General features: G+C 75.9%; 14 protein-coding genes. 10 read left to right on the forward strand and 4 right to left on the reverse strand.

Annotation, left to right across the window (positions count from 1 at the left end):
- The first annotated feature begins 89 nt into the window (after nt 1-89).
- The 5 genes from HUT16_RS34670 to HUT16_RS34690 are packed head-to-tail and all read left to right on the forward strand — an operon-like array spanning nt 90 to nt 4,523.
- Nucleotides 90-1,118 (forward strand): 3-oxoacyl-ACP synthase III family protein, encoded by a 1,029-nt coding sequence (locus HUT16_RS34670; RefSeq protein ID WP_176193024.1) that lies wholly within the window; start codon nt 90-92, stop codon nt 1,116-1,118.
- Nucleotides 1,115-1,963: an SDR family NAD(P)-dependent oxidoreductase gene (locus HUT16_RS34675; RefSeq protein ID WP_176191962.1), complete on the forward strand. Its 849-nt coding sequence runs from the start codon at nt 1,115-1,117 to the stop codon at nt 1,961-1,963. Before HUT16_RS34670 ends, HUT16_RS34675 begins: the two co-directional genes overlap by 4 nt.
- Nucleotides 1,964-1,974: 11 nt before the next feature.
- The gene (locus HUT16_RS34680) at nt 1,975-2,988 is read left to right on the forward strand and encodes a beta-ketoacyl-ACP synthase 3 (protein WP_176191963.1); all 1,014 of its coding nucleotides are present in this window, start codon (nt 1,975-1,977) and stop codon (nt 2,986-2,988) included.
- Between the two features lie 31 nt (nt 2,989-3,019).
- Nucleotides 3,020-3,274, forward strand: coding sequence for an acyl carrier protein (locus HUT16_RS34685; protein WP_176191964.1), 255 nt, complete (start codon nt 3,020-3,022; stop codon nt 3,272-3,274).
- Nucleotides 3,267-4,523: a beta-ketoacyl synthase gene (locus tag HUT16_RS34690; RefSeq protein WP_176191965.1), complete on the forward strand. Its 1,257-nt coding sequence runs from the start codon at nt 3,267-3,269 to the stop codon at nt 4,521-4,523. Before HUT16_RS34685 ends, HUT16_RS34690 begins: the two co-directional genes overlap by 8 nt.
- A gap of 7 nt (nt 4,524-4,530) precedes the next feature.
- Here HUT16_RS34690 and soxR read toward each other — a convergent pair whose 3' ends face one another.
- A complete protein-coding gene (gene soxR, locus HUT16_RS34695) occupies nt 4,531-4,995 on the reverse strand; it encodes a redox-sensitive transcriptional activator SoxR (protein WP_176191966.1) in 465 nt (154 codons plus the stop codon).
- A gap of 128 nt (nt 4,996-5,123) precedes the next feature.
- On the opposite strand from soxR, the gene HUT16_RS34700 reads away from it, so the two are divergent.
- The 3 genes from HUT16_RS34700 (at nt 5,124) to HUT16_RS34710 (ending at nt 9,306) form a co-directional block, all read left to right on the forward strand.
- On the forward strand, nt 5,124-5,522 hold the full coding sequence (locus tag HUT16_RS34700; RefSeq protein WP_176191967.1) for a hypothetical protein: 399 nt from the start codon (nt 5,124-5,126) through the stop codon (nt 5,520-5,522).
- Nucleotides 5,523-5,663: 141 nt separating this feature from the next.
- Entirely contained in the window at nt 5,664-8,237 is a 2,574-nt protein-coding gene (locus HUT16_RS34705; RefSeq protein ID WP_176191968.1) for a hypothetical protein, read from the forward strand.
- Nucleotides 8,238-8,340: 103 nt separating this feature from the next.
- Nucleotides 8,341-9,306, forward strand: coding sequence for a hypothetical protein (locus HUT16_RS34710; protein WP_176191969.1), 966 nt, complete (start codon nt 8,341-8,343; stop codon nt 9,304-9,306).
- A gap of 61 nt (nt 9,307-9,367) precedes the next feature.
- Here the strand turns inward: HUT16_RS34710 and HUT16_RS34715 are convergent, their stop codons facing one another.
- Nucleotides 9,368-10,159: a class I SAM-dependent methyltransferase gene (locus HUT16_RS34715; RefSeq protein ID WP_176191970.1), complete on the reverse strand. Its 792-nt coding sequence runs from the start codon at nt 10,157-10,159 to the stop codon at nt 9,368-9,370.
- Between the two features lie 145 nt (nt 10,160-10,304).
- Here HUT16_RS34715 and HUT16_RS34720 point away from each other — a divergent pair, with 145 nt between their 5' ends.
- On the forward strand, nt 10,305-10,979 hold the full coding sequence (locus tag HUT16_RS34720; protein WP_176191971.1) for a heme oxygenase (biliverdin-producing): 675 nt from the start codon (nt 10,305-10,307) through the stop codon (nt 10,977-10,979).
- 172 nt (nt 10,980-11,151) lie between these two features.
- Nucleotides 11,152-11,451: a hypothetical protein gene (locus HUT16_RS34725; RefSeq protein WP_176191972.1), complete on the forward strand. Its 300-nt coding sequence runs from the start codon at nt 11,152-11,154 to the stop codon at nt 11,449-11,451.
- 126 nt (nt 11,452-11,577) lie between these two features.
- Here the strand turns inward: HUT16_RS34725 and HUT16_RS39530 are convergent, their stop codons facing one another.
- Together HUT16_RS39530 and HUT16_RS34735 are read right to left on the reverse strand one after the other, a co-directional pair.
- On the reverse strand, nt 11,578-13,182 hold the full coding sequence (locus tag HUT16_RS39530; protein WP_176191973.1) for an HtaA domain-containing protein: 1,605 nt from the start codon (nt 13,180-13,182) through the stop codon (nt 11,578-11,580).
- A 59-nt stretch (nt 13,183-13,241) separates the two neighbouring features.
- A complete protein-coding gene (locus HUT16_RS34735; protein ID WP_176191974.1) occupies nt 13,242-14,720 on the reverse strand; it encodes an HtaA domain-containing protein in 1,479 nt (492 codons plus the stop codon).
- Nucleotides 14,721-14,876 lie beyond the last annotated feature (156 nt).

Here is a 14,876-nt window from a genome sequence, read left to right on the forward strand (position 1 = left end):
GGCAGTGCACCGACAGCAGTCCCGGGCTCGCCGTTCCCCGAGCCCCTGGTTCCTTCCGATCCGTCTGCACAGATGAGGAGTTCGTGGTGGTGAACGCGGTGGGCGTGTGGGGCACCGGGCGGTACGTGCCGTCGCGGGTGCGGGGCAACGGGGAGGTGGCGGCGGTGGTGGGGGTGACGCCGGAGTGGATCGTGGAGCGGACGGGGGTGCGCCGCCGGCACGTCGCGGCGGGGGAGCAGGCGGCGTCCGACCTCGCCGCGGAGGCGGTGCGCCGGGCGCTGGCCTCGGCGGGCGTGCCGGCGGACCGGCTGGGGCTGCTGGTGTGCGCGACGTCGACGCCGGACGAGCTGGGGCCGGCGACGGCGTGCCGGGTGCAGGCGCTGGTGGGCGCGGGCAACGCCGTCGCGCTGGACGTCTCGGCGGCCTGCTCGGGCTGGCTGTTCGGGGCGAAGGTCGCGCACGACTGGCTGCGCGAGGCGGACGGGCCGATGCTCGCGGTGGTGGTCGGCGTGGAGGTCTACTCGAAGTTCCTGGACCCGGCGGACCGGGCCACCGCCGTGCTGTTCGCGGACGGCGCCGCGGCCACCGTACTGGGCCCGGTGGAGCCGCCGGGCGGCCTGGGCGGGTTCCGGCTCGGCTCGGACGGCACGCTCGCGGACCGGGTGCTGATCCCGGCCGGCGGCAGCCGCCGCCCGGCGACCCGGGAGACCCTCGCGGAGGGCGCGCACCGGATCCGGATGGACGGGCGGACGGTCAGCCGGTTCATCCGGGACGCCTTCCCGCGGATGCTGCACGAGACGCTGGAGCGGCACGGCCTGGCCGTCGAGGACGTCGACCACGTGATCACCCACCAGCCCAACCCCGTCCTGCTGCGCCGGCTGGCCGCCGAGGCGGGTCTCGCCGACCGGATGACCGTCGTCGGCGACCTGGTGGGCAACATCGGTGCGGCCAGCGCCCCGTACGCGCTGGCCACCGCGCACGCCGAGGGGCTGCTACAGCCCGGCGACCTGATCCTGCTGACCGTCTTCGGGGCCGGCATGACCTGGGGCAGCGCGCTGCTGCGCTGGTCCGCGGCCCCGACCGCACTCCCCGTCGAACGGAAGGAAACACTGTCATGAGCAACGGCACGCTGCCGGGGTCGTTCCGGCTGGACGGCGCCCGCACCCTGGTCACCGGGGCCTCGCGGGGCATCGGACGGGCCTGCGCCCTGGCGCTGGCCGAGGCCGGGAGCGACCTGGTGCTGAGCGCCCGGACCGCGGCCGCGCTGCGCGAGGTGGTCAAGGAGGCCGAGCAGCACGGGGTGCGGGCCGTGGCGCTGCCCGCGGACCTGGCCGAACCGGGCGCGCCGAGCGGGCTGGTGGAACGGGCCGCCGCGGCGCTCGGCGGGATCGACGTGCTGCTGCACAACGCCGGGGTGCTGCCCGCCGCGGCGGACGGCAGCCCCGTCCTGGTGCCGTTCCAGCACTCCACCCAGCAGGACTGGGAGTACGTCATCTCCGTCAACCTGAACGCCACCGCCGAGATCTGCCGGGCCGCGCACCCGCACCTGGCCGCGTCCGACCGGGCCTCGCTGATCCTGATGTCCTCCGCGTCCGGGGTGATGGGCACCCCGCTGCTGGACGCGTACGCCGCCACCAAGGCCGCGCAGATCTCGCTGGCCCGCAGCCTGGGCGTCGGCTGGGCCCGCGAGGGCATCCGGGTCAACGCGGTCTGCCCCGGCTGGACCACCACCGACATGACCAGCTTCGCGTCCGGCGCCGAGGCGTTCTCGCAGTGGCTGATGGCGCACGTCCCGCAGGGCCGCTGGGGCACCCCCGAGGACATCGCCGGGGCCGTGCTGTTCCTGGCCTCGCCCGCCTCCGCGCTGGTCACCGCCCAGGCCCTGGTGCTGGACGGCGGACTGTCCACCCCCGACGGCGGACTCGCGGCCATTCCCAAGCCGCCCTCCCCGTTCGCGGCCTGAGGGGGCGTCCGGTGCCCCGCGCGGCCGTCGTCGGGATCGGCTCCTGCCTGCCCGCCCGCAGCGTCGACAACGAGGAGGTGATCGCCGAAGGACGCCTCGACAGCAGCGACGAGTGGATCCGCCGGCGCACCGGCATCCACCGCCGCCGCCGCGCCGCGCCCGGCACCGCCACCGGCGACCTGGCCGTGTACGCCGCGGCCGCCGCCATCGAATCCGCCGACGCCGCACCGGACTTCGTGCTGCTCGCCACCACCACCCCCGACCACCCCTGCCCCGCCACCGCGCCCGCCGTCGCCCACCGGCTCGGCCTGCCGCGCGTCCCCGCCCTCGACCTGGCCGCCGTCTGCTCCGGCTTCCTGTACGCGCTGGCCACCGCCGACGCCCTGGTGCGGGCCGGCACCTGCCGCCGACCGCTGGTGATCGGCGCCGACACCTACTCCACCATCGTCGACCCCGCCGACCGCGACACCGCCGCCCTGTTCGGCGACGGCGCCGGCGCGGTCCTGCTGGCCGCCGCCGAGGACGGCGCGTCCGGCGCCCTGCGCGCCGCCGACCTCGGCAGCGACGGCGGCGCGGCCGCCCTGATCACCATCGCCGCGGGCGGCTCCCGCCACCCCGACCGGCAGCGGCAGGACCCGGACGCGCACTGGTTCCGGATGCGCGGGCGCGCCGTCTACGGCCAGGCCGTCCGGCACCTCACCGACTCCGCCGGACGCGCACTGGCCGCGGCCGGCTGGCGGGCCGCCGACCTCGGCGCGTTCGTCGCCCACCAGGCCAACCAGCGCATCCTCGACTCGGTCGCCGACCGCCTCGGCCTGCCGCCCGCCGTCCGCTTCGGCAACCTGCGCGAACTCGGCAACACCGCCGCCGCGTCCATCCCGCTGGTGCTCGCCGACGACGGCCCGCAGCGCGCCCTCGCCCCCGGCACGCCCGCCCTGCTCACCGCCTTCGGCGGCGGCCTGACCTGGGCGTCCGTCGCCCTCACCTGGCCCGCCGCCACCCCCGTCCGCCGCACCCTGGACTGACACCGACGCCCCGTCACGAGGAGGAGACCCCGTGGACCAGGTCACCGAACGCATCGCCGCCGTCCTCATCCGGAAGTTCGACGTCCCCGCCGACCTGATCACCGCCCGGGCGAGCTTCCAGGAGCTCGACCTCGACTCGCTGTCCATCGTCGAGCTGTACGTCACCCTCCAGGAGGAGTGGGGCGTCCCGCTGGACGCCGAAGCCGCCGGAGCGGACGTGACCTTCGGCCAACTCGTCGACGAGGTGCGCAGGTTGCTGGACGGGCGGCGACCCGGAGATGACTGACCCGACCGACGGGAGACGGATCGTGGTCACCGGCACCGGGGCGGTCACCGCCGGGGGCGACGGGATGGCGCCGACCTGGCGCACCCTGTGCGAGGGGCACGGCACCGCCCGGCGCGACCCCGCCCTGGACGGCGGCCCCGTACCGATCAGCTGCCGCCCGCCGCACCCCGAGGACGCCCCCGTCCGGCAGGCCTGGCGGCTGGACCGCTCCACCCGCTACCTGCTGACCGCCGCCCGCGAAGCCCTCCGCGAAGCCGGGATCGAAGCCTTCGGCGCACGGCCCCCCGACTGGGACCCGGACCGCGTCGCCGTGGTGATCGGCTCCGCGGCCGGCGGGATCGCCGTCCTGGAGGACGCCCACCGCCGACTCCTCGAACGCGGCCCCGACGCGCTCTCCCCGCTCACCCTCACCGGCTACCTGCCCAACCTGTCCGCCGCCGGCCACCTCGCCCTCGCGCTGCGCACCACCGGCCCCGCCCTGCACACCTCCACCGCCTGCGCCTCCGGTGCCAACGCCGTCGCGCACGCCGCACTGCTGCTCGCCACCGGCGCCTGCGACCTCGCGGTGGCCGGCGGCACCGACGCGATGGCCACCCCGCTGTGCGCCGCCGCGTTCGCCCGGATGGGCGCGCTGTCCCGGCGCACCGACCGGCCCGCCACCGCCTCCCGGCCCTTCGACCGGGAACGGGACGGCTTCGTGCTCGGCGAGGGCGCGGGCGTCCTGGTGCTGGAACGCGCCGCCGACGCCGCCGCCCGCCGGGCCCGCGCCCTCGCCCACCTCGCCGGGTGGGCCGCCACCTCCGACGCCCACCACCCCGCCGCCCCCGACCCGGCCGGGCGCGGCCTGCGCCGGGCCGTCGCCCTCGCCCTGCGCGCCGCCGACGCCGCACCCGAGGAGGTCGACCACGTCAACGCGCACGGCACCGGCACCCCGCAGGGCGACCGGATCGAGGCTGCCGCGATCCGCGAACTGTTCGCCCGCACCCCGCCCAGCGTCACCTCCGCCAAGGGTGCGCTCGGCCACACCATGGGCGCCGCCGGGGCCGTCGAAGCCGCCCTCACCGTCCACACCCTGCGCACCGGCACCGTCCCGCCCACCGCCAACCACGACGCCCCCGGCCCCGACACCGCCGGCCTCGACCTGGTCACCCGCGCCCCCCGCCGACAGGCCCCCCGGCTGGCGCTCAGCCACTCGGTCGGCTTCGGCGGCCACAACACCGTGCTGGCCTTCCGCGCCCCGGGCGGCTGAACGGCCGTCACAGGCGGCGCGGCCCCGTGCCGTCCTCGGCGAGGGCGTCGCCCGGGTTCAGCAGGGCGCAGGCCTTCATCGACAGGCAGCCGCAGCCGATGCAGCCGGTCAGTTCGGCCTCCAGCCGTTCGATGGTCAGCCGGCGCTCCTCCAGCCGGAGCTTCCACCCGCGCGAGGCACGCTGCCACTCCTGGTGGCTGGGCGGCCGGTCGAGCGGCACGTCGGCGAAGGCCGCGCGCAGGTCCTCCAGCGGGATGCCGATCCGCTTCGCCACCGAGATCAGCGCGATCCGGCGCAGCATGTGCCGCGGGTAGCGGCGCCGGTTGCGGCCGTCGCGCCCGGACGCGATCAGGCCGAACTCCTCGTAGAACCGCAACGCGGACACCGCCGCGCCCGTCCGCGCGCTGACCTCGCCGACGAGCGCGTCGACCGCGGCGCCTGCGAGGCGGTCTGCCCGGTCGAGGCCATCCACGGCGAGGACGGGCCTGGTGGCGGAGCTGCCGCCGGCCTGAGTGCCGTCGCCGGTCCTCCCGTTCCCCGTTCAGGTGAAACGGCTCCGGGCCCGTCCCGCGCGGTGGGTGGCGGGCGTTGGATCAGGGCATGGACGACGCCGCCACCGACCCCGACGCCCGGACGGACGCGCACCCCTGCGTCTGGTGCGGGAAGCCCGCCGCCGCGGCCGGCAAACGGGGAACCCGCCCCAAGTACTGCGGCCAGACCTGCCGGCAGCGCGCCTACGAGGCCCGCCGGGAGCGTCGCCGCACCGCCGCCGCGCTCGGCCTGATCGCCGACACCGACCCCGCCGAACGCGCGGAACGCGCCGCCGCGGCCCTGGCCGACGCGGCCCGCGTCCTGCTGGAGATCGCCTGCACCCGCCCCGGGCTCCCGCAGCCCGTCGCCCTCTCCGCCGCCGAGAGCACCGGCATCCTGGAAGCCCTGCTGCGGGTCACCAGCGGCCGCCCCACCGCCGTCCCGCTCCGGGCCGACGGCCCGCCGTGAACCCGGTACCCGGTCGGACGGGGGGCCCGCCGTGAACCCGGTACCCGGCCGGGCGGGGGGCCATTCCGGCGTCTGTGGGACGCAACTGCCGTGCAGTGACTAGCCTTTGAGGTTCGACCGAACGACCTGTGGGGGGATCCGTTGAAGCGAACGCTGGACAAGTCGGCCGCAGAGCCGCCGACCTCGCCCATCCAGTACGACTCGACCGTCGAAGCCGACTACCAGGAACTGCGCAAGGCCCGCAGCGGCCTGACCACCGGCCCCGCCGTCCCGGCGCCGAAGGCGGCCCCGGACGGCGGACCGGCGCCGAAGCGGGCCAAGGGGGCCGACGGCAACGCCAGGAAGCCCCCGGTGCTCAGGCGGGAGGTGTCGGACCTCGCGCCGCAGGCGCACCACCTGCCCAAGATGGCCCGGGTCACCCTGCGGCCCCTGCTGGAACTCGACCCCGGCGGCCGCATCCAGCGGGTGGTGATCAGCCCCGGCCACCGCACGCCCTCGCCGTTCGGCTCCCGGATGGGCGACCACACGGTGGCCTGGCAGGCCGTGGTCGACGCCCTGCGCGCCGACCTCTTCGGCCGCACCCTGGACGAGGCCGCCACCGCCCTGGAACGGCGGCAGGCCGCGCTCGGCGCCTGGATGACCGAGCCGGGGTCGAGCGGGAAGAAGCGCCTGGCGCTGCTCGCCGACGCCGCCCGCCGCAGGGACCGCCTGGAGGACTCCGCCCACTGGGTGGCGCACCACCTCGCCGAGTTCCGGGCCGCCTCGCCCGAGGAGCGCCGCCGGACGGACGCGGCGGCGCCGCTCGAACGGGCCATCGCCTACCACCTGACGTACGTGAACTACCTCCCGTTCGGCACGGTGCCCGTTCCCTCCTCGGGCGGCTCCAAGGGATCGGGGGAGGGCAGCTACCGCAAGGTCCTGCTGGACATCGAGGCCCCGGGCACGGGCATCGACCTCGGTGCCGAGGTGGACGACTTCGAGGCCGAGGCCGAGGTCGAGGAGGAGTTCGACGGGGACGACGACGAGGACGACACCGGTTCGTCCTCGGTGTTCGCGTCCTCCTCTTCGTCCTCCTCCTCTTCGTCCTCGTCCTCGGAGGACGCGGAGCTGGAGCCGGAGCCGGAGGTGCGGCCGGATCCGGCGGCGGGCCCGCGCGAAGCGCTGTGGCGGCTCTTCTCCTTCGAGGCCGCGCTGCGGGCCGCCCGGACCGCGGCGGCCCTGGAGCCGCAGACCGACAGCCGGGTCTCGGGCGGCCACACCAAGCTCGAAAGGCTGCTGGACGACCTGCTCCAGCAGCTGGACCGCAGCCCGAAGGTGAAGAGGGCGCTGCAGCGGCAGGGCCGGACGTTCGGCCCGGAGGAGAAGTACCAGCCCGAGGTGGTGGAACGGCTCCAGCGCGACGCGAAGCGCCTGACGGACCAGTTCAAGGGCGACAACGAGCTGGACCACCTGCGCCAGCTCGCCTCCACCGCGGACAGCACGGCGAAGGACCTGGCGAGGAACGCGATCGAGGGGATCCCGGTGGCCGACGCCGAGCGGTGGCGCAGGATGATCGGGACCTACCGCACCCCGGCCCAGGTCGTGGTGGACGACATCGCCGACGCCGCCGCGGAGGCACTGCCCAACGCGGCCCGGGTCCTCGCCTACCTGCTGCACGACCACCAGCTGACCGTGGCCACCGCCTACCCGCGCTCGGTGGCCACGGCGAAGTTCCTGACCCCGCTGACCCCGCCGAAGGCCGACCCCGCCAACCCCCTGTCGGCGTCCGGGGCCGCCGCCCTGGAGCGGCTGCGCCTGGAGATCGACCGGCGCGTCGCCCGGATGCCCGCCGATCCGGAGCGCCTGACGGAGCTGATCACCGCGACCGGCCGGGCCTACCAGGAACTGCTCGCGGTCACCCCGCTGCCGACGGCCGCCGACGGCGCGGCGGGCGGCTGGGCGGCCCACCGGGCCACCGAGGCGCTGGTGGTCGCCCACACGCCCGCGCCGCAGAAGGGCGCCCCGGTGCTCCAGGTCAACGGGCGGGCCCCGGCACCGCGCGGCGTGGCCGGGATGGGCTCGCACACCACCGCCTGGCTGGTGGAGGTCGCCGCCGCCGACGCCGTCGCCGCCGCCTCGGGGGACGACCCGAAGGGCTTCCACGAGGCGGTCGCCGCGGACCTGCGGTCCGCCGTGATGCGGCTGGACTGCCTGCTCCCGGTCGACCAGCTGCGCGGCGGGCAGCTGCGGCAGGTCTTCGACACCGCCGTCCGGGTGCTGGCGTCCACCACGGTGAAGGACGCCGCCGCCCAGTACCTGCGGTTCCGCAACCTGCTCCCCTACGCCACCGTGGACGCGGGCGACCGCGGCGGCCACGGCGAGTCCCTGCGGGCGGCCAAGGAGAAGCTCTTCGACGCCGACTCGCTGGAGCACGCCGCGGAACTGCACGCCCACACGCTCGTGGTGGACAAGGAACGGGCCGCGGTCGCCCGGGACCTGGCCACCCTCGGCAGCGCGCTCACCAAGCGGCCGGGCGCCGAGTGGGGCAACCACGAGGCCGTCCGGAAGGCGGTCGCCGCGTGCGTGCGGCGGCTCGCGGAGCAGTCCGTCCTCCTGATGGCCGGGCCCCCGTCCAACGTGGTGGAGACCGTCCTCGCGGTCCGCTGGCGCGAGCACTGCGCGTCCTACACCCGGGCGCAGGCCTCCCGCATGGTCATCAACGCGCGGGCCGTGTAAGACCCCCATCGGTCGGGGGCGTGCCGCCCGGGCGGCACGCCCCCGTTCCGCCCCCGGCCGGGGGCGGCCGGGCCTGTCGGGGCGGCGCGCTAGGGTGTGGGCCATGAGTGGGCAACCGGGGTTCCGTCCGATCACCGCCCGGCTGGTCGGGGGTGCGATCTGCGGCTACGACACCGCCGGAGCGGCGTTCGGGGTGCTGGCGCCGGTCGCGGTGTTCCGGCCGCGGGAGGGGGACGACGTCTGCGACTACGCGGTGGCGCCGGACCTGGAGCGGGCGTACTACACCACGCTGGACGCCGCGGTGTGCGTCGGGGCGGACGGGGACGAGCTGTGGCGCGCGGTCATCGAGGAGGAGTGGACGCACGCCTGGGGCCACCGGCCCGGGTGCGGGCTCTCCGCGGACGGCCGGCGGCTGTGGTTCTACCGGCCCGACGCGATCGCCGGCCGCAGCGGCTACGACGTGTGGACGGTGCTGGACGCCGCCACCGGCGAGGTGCTGGGGCGGGCCGAGCTGGGCACCGTCGGCCACGCCGGGGAGCACTTCGTCCACCCCGACGGGGAGTCGGTGCTGCTCGACGTCGGCGAGGGCCAGGACGGCACGGTGGTCTTCCGCGGCTCGCTCGCCGCTGGCGGGCTGGAACTGGTCACCTACCCCTGGACCGACCGCTGCCTGATCGGCCTCTCCCCGGACGGGGAGCACTTCCTGACGGTCGACCACGGGCAGGGGGACTTCGCCGTGCACGCCCACCCCGGCGGCGAGGTCGAGTTCACCGTCACCGTCGACGACTTCGGGTACGACGGGGAGCGGTGCGAGGCCGTGGTCGAGTGGAGCGGCGGCTACCTCGACGCCGACACCCTGGCGGTGGTGCTGTACGGCGAGGACGAGGAGAGCGGGCAGGAGTGGTTCCGCAGCCACCGGGTCGACGCGCGCACCGGGCGCATCCTCGGCGCCTTCGACTCCGGCGCCCGGGACTGCTACGACCTGCGCCCGCTCGGCGACGGCAGCTGGCTGACCACCGACGAGTCCGGCCACCCCGTGCGCCGCACGGCGCGGCCGGACCGGGACTGACGGGCTGCGCCGCTCGGGCGGTGGTCGGGCCTGGTCGGGCCTGGTCGGGGGCCGGGGGTGCTCAGGCGACGGCGGGCTTGCGGGCCTCCAGCAGGGTGCGGGACATGGTGGAGACGAACACGCCCTCGCGCCCGATCCGTTCGTGCAGCTCGCGCAGCCGCTCGCGGTAGCGGTCGACCGAGAAGCCGGGCACCGTCCAGATCACCTTGCGCAGGAACCAGACCACCGCGCCGACGTCGGAGAACTCCAGCCGCAGCCGCTCGTTGCGGCACTCCACCACCTCCAGCCCGGCGGCCCGGGCCAGGGCGGCCTCCACCTCGTGCTCGCGGGCGGTGGGCACCGGGAACGGGCCGAGGAAGAACGCGCTCAGTTCGACGTTGGTGCGCCCGCCGACGTGCTGGGCGAAGTACGTGCCGCCGGGGGCCAGCACCCGGGCGATCTCCGGGAAGTCCACCCGGGCCGGGTGACGGCTGGTCAGCAGGTCGAACGCGCCGTCGGCGAACGGCAGCGGCGCGTCCTCCGGGGAGGCCACCAGGACGGCGCCCAGCGGGTGCAGCAGCCGCGTCGCCCGCGCGGCGTTCGGCGCCCAGCCCTCGGTCGCCACCAGCGTGCGCGGGAAGTTCGCCGCCCCCGCGCCTGCGAGCACCTCGCCGCCGCCGGTCTGCACGTCCAGCGCCGCGGAGGCCGCCGCCAGCCGCTCGCCCAGCAGCCGCTGGTACCCCCAGGACGGGCGCTGCTCGGTGGCCCGCCCGGCCAGCCAGGAGAAGTCCCACCCGTCGACGGGGGCGGCCGCGGCCTCGTCCACCAGGGCGTCGAACGAGCGGCCCGCCCGGTCCTGCGTTGATCGGTCCATGGCGGGTATCCAAGCACGTCGGAGCCGGTGCGCCCAGGGATTTAACGCCCCGTGGGAACTTCCCGACAGGGTGTCGGCAAGAGCTTGACTTAGGTGAGCCTCACCTAAATAATCGAGGGGATTCGATCTCTGGAGGCCTTCCCCGATGTCCAGCCCCGACCAGCAGCCCGCCGCCTTCTCCGCCCTGCTCCGCACCGCCAGCGCCGAGGAGCACCAGGCGGCCGAACAGTCCTCCTTCATGAGCGACCTGCTCGGCGGGAAGCTCGGCGTCCAGGCCTACACCGACCTCACCGGCCAGCTCTGGTACGTCTACCGCGCCCTGGAGTCCCACCTGGACGTCCTCGCCGCCGACCCCGTCGCCGGTCCGCTGGTCGACCGCGCCCTGCTGCGCACCGCCGCGATCGAGCGCGACCTCGACCACCTGGCCGGCCCCGACTGGCGCGGGACCATCGCCCCGCTGCCCGCCACCGAGGCGATCGCCGCCCGGATCGAGGAGCTCGCCCGGACCTGGCCGGCCGGCTACCTCGCCCACCACTACACCCGCTACCTCGGCGACCTGTCGGGCGGTCAGATCATCCGCGGCGTCGCCGAGCGCACCTGGGGCTTCGAGCGCAAGGGCGACGGCGTCCGGTTCTACGTCTTCGAGGAGATCGACAACCCCGCCGCGTTCAAGCGCGACTACCGCGCCAAGCTGGACGCCGCGGGCGAGCTGATGGACGAGGTCGAGCGCCGCCGGGTCGCCGAGGAGTGCAAGCGCGCCTTCGTGCTCAACGGCGCGATATTCGCCGAACTCGGCGGGCGGTACCCGCTGAGCGCCTGAGCACCGGACGCCGCCGCGAGGCCCGGCACGGGAACCGTTCCCGCGCCGGGCCTCGTCGTACCCGCGGACCGGACCGGGCGGGACCGGGTGGGACGGACGGCGCGGGACGGGCGGGCGGAGCAGGGGCGGGGCGGGTGACGGGGCGGCCGTGCGCTCGGGCATCATCGTCCGCATGAGCGACACGCACGATGACCAGCTGGCCACCCTCTGGCAGGGTTTCCTCGACCTGCCCTTCCCACAGAGCTGCTACCGGCGCTTCCCCGCCGGTGAGGACCTGGTGCTGCTCGACAGCCACCTCGCCGGCTGCGTGTCCGCCGCGTTGACCGGACCGCTCGACCAGCGCCGCCGGGAAGCCCTGCGCACCGGCATAGCGACCGTCCACCGGATCCTGCCCGAACTCGCCGACGACCCCGGGGCCGCCGACTACTTCACCCGCCTGCGCGAACTGGCCGAACTGGCCGGCGCCCGCTGACCGGCCCGCCCCGGCCCGGTGCGTGCGCCGGCCGCGCGCGGCGGGGACGGGGACGGGCCCGTACGGGGACAACCCCCGTACGGGCCCGATGCGTTCGGTCGCGTGCAGCCGGCGGTGCCGGTCACCTCACTCGGCGCTGGTGGCCCCGGTGGTGGCGGTGGAGCGGCGGCGGGCCAGGACGGTGGTCGCCCCGCCGATCAGCAGCAGCCCGGCGGCCGTCGCCAGGATCGGGGTGGTGCCGGTGCCGCCGCCGGTGAAGGCGAGTTCGTCGCCGGAGGTGGTGAGCGTGGCGCCACCGGTCGTGCCGGTGCCGGTGCCCGTGCCGCCGGTGCCGGTGGTGGCGCCGGTGGAGGGGGTGGTGGACGGCAGGGTGGCGGAGCGGTCGAAGGAGAGGACCGCGGTCACCGGGGCCAGCGCCTTGCCCTCCTTGTACTGCCCGAACACCGGCACGCCCTCGGCGGTCAGCGTCGCCGGGACCTGGCGCAGCGTCACCACGCCGTTGACCGGGGTGAGATCGGCCTTGGACAGGTCGAGCTTGGCGATCCGGGCCCCGGTCAGCTTGACCGGCTCCCCGCCGGAGAGGGACTTGGCGGTCACGTCCGCCACCAGGTACGCGCCGGAGGCGTCCACCCGGACGCCCAGCTTCGACAGCTCGGTGTCCAGCAGGTACTGCCCGTCGGCCCCCCGGTGGCCGAGGAAGCGCACCGACCCGGCGAAGTCCGCCGACAGCGCGTGGGTGTCCGTCCGGTAGCTGCCGCTGCCCGAGCCGAACCCGTAGTCGGCCGCGCCGCCGCCGAACTCGACCTTGCCGGCCGCGATCGGCCCCGTCACGTACGCCACGAAGTCCGGCTGCACGCCCCACTCCAGGCGGCCGTCGACGATCGCCAGCTCGTTGCCCGCCGGGGTGGAGGCGGAGGCCGACGCCGACGCCGATGCCGACGCGGAGGGGGAGGGCGAGGAGGAGGTGCTCGGCTGCGGAGAGGTGCTGGGCGCGGGGGAGGAGGACGGCCCGGTGGAGGTGCTGGGCGCCGGCGAGGCAGAGGTAGAGGCGGAGGCGGAGGCCGAGGCGGAGGCCGAGGCGGAGGCCGAGGCGGACGGGGACGGGGCGGGCGTCTGCTTGAGGACGACCGACAGCGGGTCCAGCGCGGTGCCCGGCTGGTAGAACCCCGCGAACGCCTTCGCGCCCTCGGCGGTCAGGGTGGCGGCGGTGGCCCCGCCGTTGGTGGTGTCACGGGCGACGGTGAAGGTGGCCAGCGGGACGTCCTCGCGGAGGGTCGGGGCGGGGGCGCCGATGCTCTCCTTCGAGGCGGTGTCCGCGATGAGGGTGCCGGTGGTGCCCTCGGTGGTGATCCGCAGGTCGCTGAACGCGATGTCCAGCGCGCCGTCGTGGGCGAGGAAGCGCACCCCGCCGTCGAACGCGGCGTTCAGCTTGTGGGTCGTGGTGTCGTACCCGGCGGACGACAGGTTGAAGTGGTACGAGCCGTCCTGGTTGACGCTCGCCCCGCCGCTCGTGGTGATGCTGCCGCCGCCGATCGGCCCGGTCACGTAGGCGCGGAACTTCGCCAGGACACCCCAGTCCAGCGAGCCGGTGTCGTAGGTGACGGTGGTCGGGGCGCCGGCGCCGAACGCGAGGGAGGGCAGGCCGAAGGCGGTCAGGCCGAGACCCGCGGTCGCGGCGGCGAGAGCGGCCAGGCGGGTGCGGTTGCGGTGGCGGACCGGGGTGTGGGGCATGGGTGTGGCTCCGGGAATCGGTGGGGTGGGAACGGTGGCAGAGGTGTCGGGGAGGCGGGTCAGGAACGCCTGCGGCGGCGGACGACGAAGGTGGTGACCGCGGCCGCCGCGGCGGCGAGGGCCAGCACGAGGGTGGTGACCAGCGCGGTGGAGGGCGAGGAGGAGGCGGCGGCCGCGGTGGGGGTGGTGGTGACCGGGCCGGCGGAGGGCGTGGGCGTGGGCGCGGCGCCGAGGTCGGGCAGCGGGGGGACGGCCGCGTCGGCGGTGAGGGGGAGGCTGACGGTGAGCGGGTCCATCTCGGTGCCGGCGGGGTAGAGGTTGCCGAAGGCGCTCGCACCGGCGGAGGTCAGGGCGAGGGGGAGGTCGGTGGCGGTGAGCAGGCCGTTCTCGGTCCTCAGCGCGCTCGCGTCGAAGGTGGCGATCTCGGTGGCGGTGGCGGTGCGGGTGGCGCCGTCGGGCGTGCGGCCGGAGACGTCGACGGTCAGGTGGCCCTCGGCGCCGGTGGCCGTCAGGCGCGGGTTGGCGAGGGTGAGGTCGAGGCCGAGGGCGTCGCCCTCGCGCAGGCCGGTGAAGCGGACGGTGCCGGCGAAGGCCGCGTCGAGGGTGCGGGCGTCCTGGTCCCAGCTGCCGCGGGCGGGCGTCCAGCGGAAGAAGGCCCCGCCGTCGGCCGCGCCGTCGCCGAGCTGCCAACCGCCCTGGGCGATCGAGCCGGTGACGTAGTCGCGGAAGGTGCGGCGCACGCCCCAGTCCAGGGCGCCCCGGTCGAACGCGGTGGCGGTGTTGGTGGCGGTCCCGGTGGCGGTGGCCGACGGCGCGGGGTCGGCGGCCGTCTCGGACGGGGCCGCGGACGGGGTGGGCGTCGGGGACGGGGCGGCGGCCGGGGACTTGAGGGTGACGGAGAAGGTGAGCGGGTCGAGCGCCGTCCCCGCGGTGTAGAAGCCGCCGAAGGCGCTCGCCCCGGTCGAGGTCAGTGTCGCGGGGACGTTGCTGAGCGTGATGGTGCCGGTGGCGTTCTTGAGCGAGACGCCGGAGAGCGAGAGCTCGGCCAGGCGGGCCTGGCTGGTGCTGGAAGTCTTGCCGCTCTCCCGGGACTTGGAGCTGACGTCCGCGTACAGGGCGGCGTCACCGCCGGCGGTGGCCTTGACGGTGAGGTGGGAGATCGCGAGGTCGAGCGCGTTGCTGCCGTTCTCCTGGTGGCCGGTGAAGCGCACCCCGCCCTGGAAGGCGGCGGAGAGCGCGCCGGTGGACGGGTCGTAGCTGCCGGTCGCGGAGTGGAAGCGGAAGACCGAGCCGCCGACGGTGGCCGCGCCGCCGGTGAGGGCCCACTTGCCGTTGGCTATCGGGCCGGTGACGTAGGTGAGGAAGGACTGCTTGATGCCCCAGTCGAGCCGTCCGCCGGAGACGGTCGGGTCGGCCGCGGCGGCCCGGCCGGGGAGCCAGACCAGGGCGAGCAGCAGGGCGAGCGGCAGCACGAGCGCGGTGCGCAGCCGTCCGGCCGGGCGGCGGGGTGGTACGGGGGGCCGTCCGGGGACGGGCATGGCGGATCACTCCTCGGCGGAGGGGAAGCGGGCAGGTGGCAGCGGATGCGGGGGCAGCCCACCCCCTTGCTGAACTCAGGTAAGGCTAACCTAATATATGAGTCAAGTGTTCCGCCCACGACCCCCCGGGTCGGCCTCGACGGGACGTCAACGCAC

Origin of the sequence: Kitasatospora sp. NA04385, assembly GCF_013364235.1 — a bacterium.
Classification (GTDB): domain Bacteria; phylum Actinomycetota; class Actinomycetes; order Streptomycetales; family Streptomycetaceae; genus Kitasatospora.

What these genes read in the sequence shown, in the direction of transcription:
- HUT16_RS34675 (WP_176191962.1), top strand. Translation starts at nt 1,115, where the DNA reads ATGAGCAACGGCACGCTGCCGGGGTCGTTCCGGCTGGACGGCGCCCGC.
- HUT16_RS34690 (WP_176191965.1), top strand. Translation starts at nt 3,267, where the DNA reads ATGACTGACCCGACCGACGGGAGACGGATCGTGGTCACCGGCACCGGG.
- HUT16_RS34700 (WP_176191967.1), top strand. Translation starts at nt 5,124, where the DNA reads ATGGACGACGCCGCCACCGACCCCGACGCCCGGACGGACGCGCACCCC.
- HUT16_RS34710 (WP_176191969.1), top strand. Translation starts at nt 8,341, where the DNA reads ATGAGTGGGCAACCGGGGTTCCGTCCGATCACCGCCCGGCTGGTCGGG.
- HUT16_RS34715 (WP_176191970.1), bottom strand. Translation starts at nt 10,159, where the DNA reads ATGGACCGATCAACGCAGGACCGGGCGGGCCGCTCGTTCGACGCCCTG.
- HUT16_RS34720 (WP_176191971.1), top strand. Translation starts at nt 10,305, where the DNA reads ATGTCCAGCCCCGACCAGCAGCCCGCCGCCTTCTCCGCCCTGCTCCGC.
- HUT16_RS34725 (WP_176191972.1), top strand. Translation starts at nt 11,152, where the DNA reads ATGAGCGACACGCACGATGACCAGCTGGCCACCCTCTGGCAGGGTTTC.
- HUT16_RS39530 (WP_176191973.1), bottom strand. Translation starts at nt 13,182, where the DNA reads ATGCCCCACACCCCGGTCCGCCACCGCAACCGCACCCGCCTGGCCGCT.
- HUT16_RS34735 (WP_176191974.1), bottom strand. Translation starts at nt 14,720, where the DNA reads ATGCCCGTCCCCGGACGGCCCCCCGTACCACCCCGCCGCCCGGCCGGA.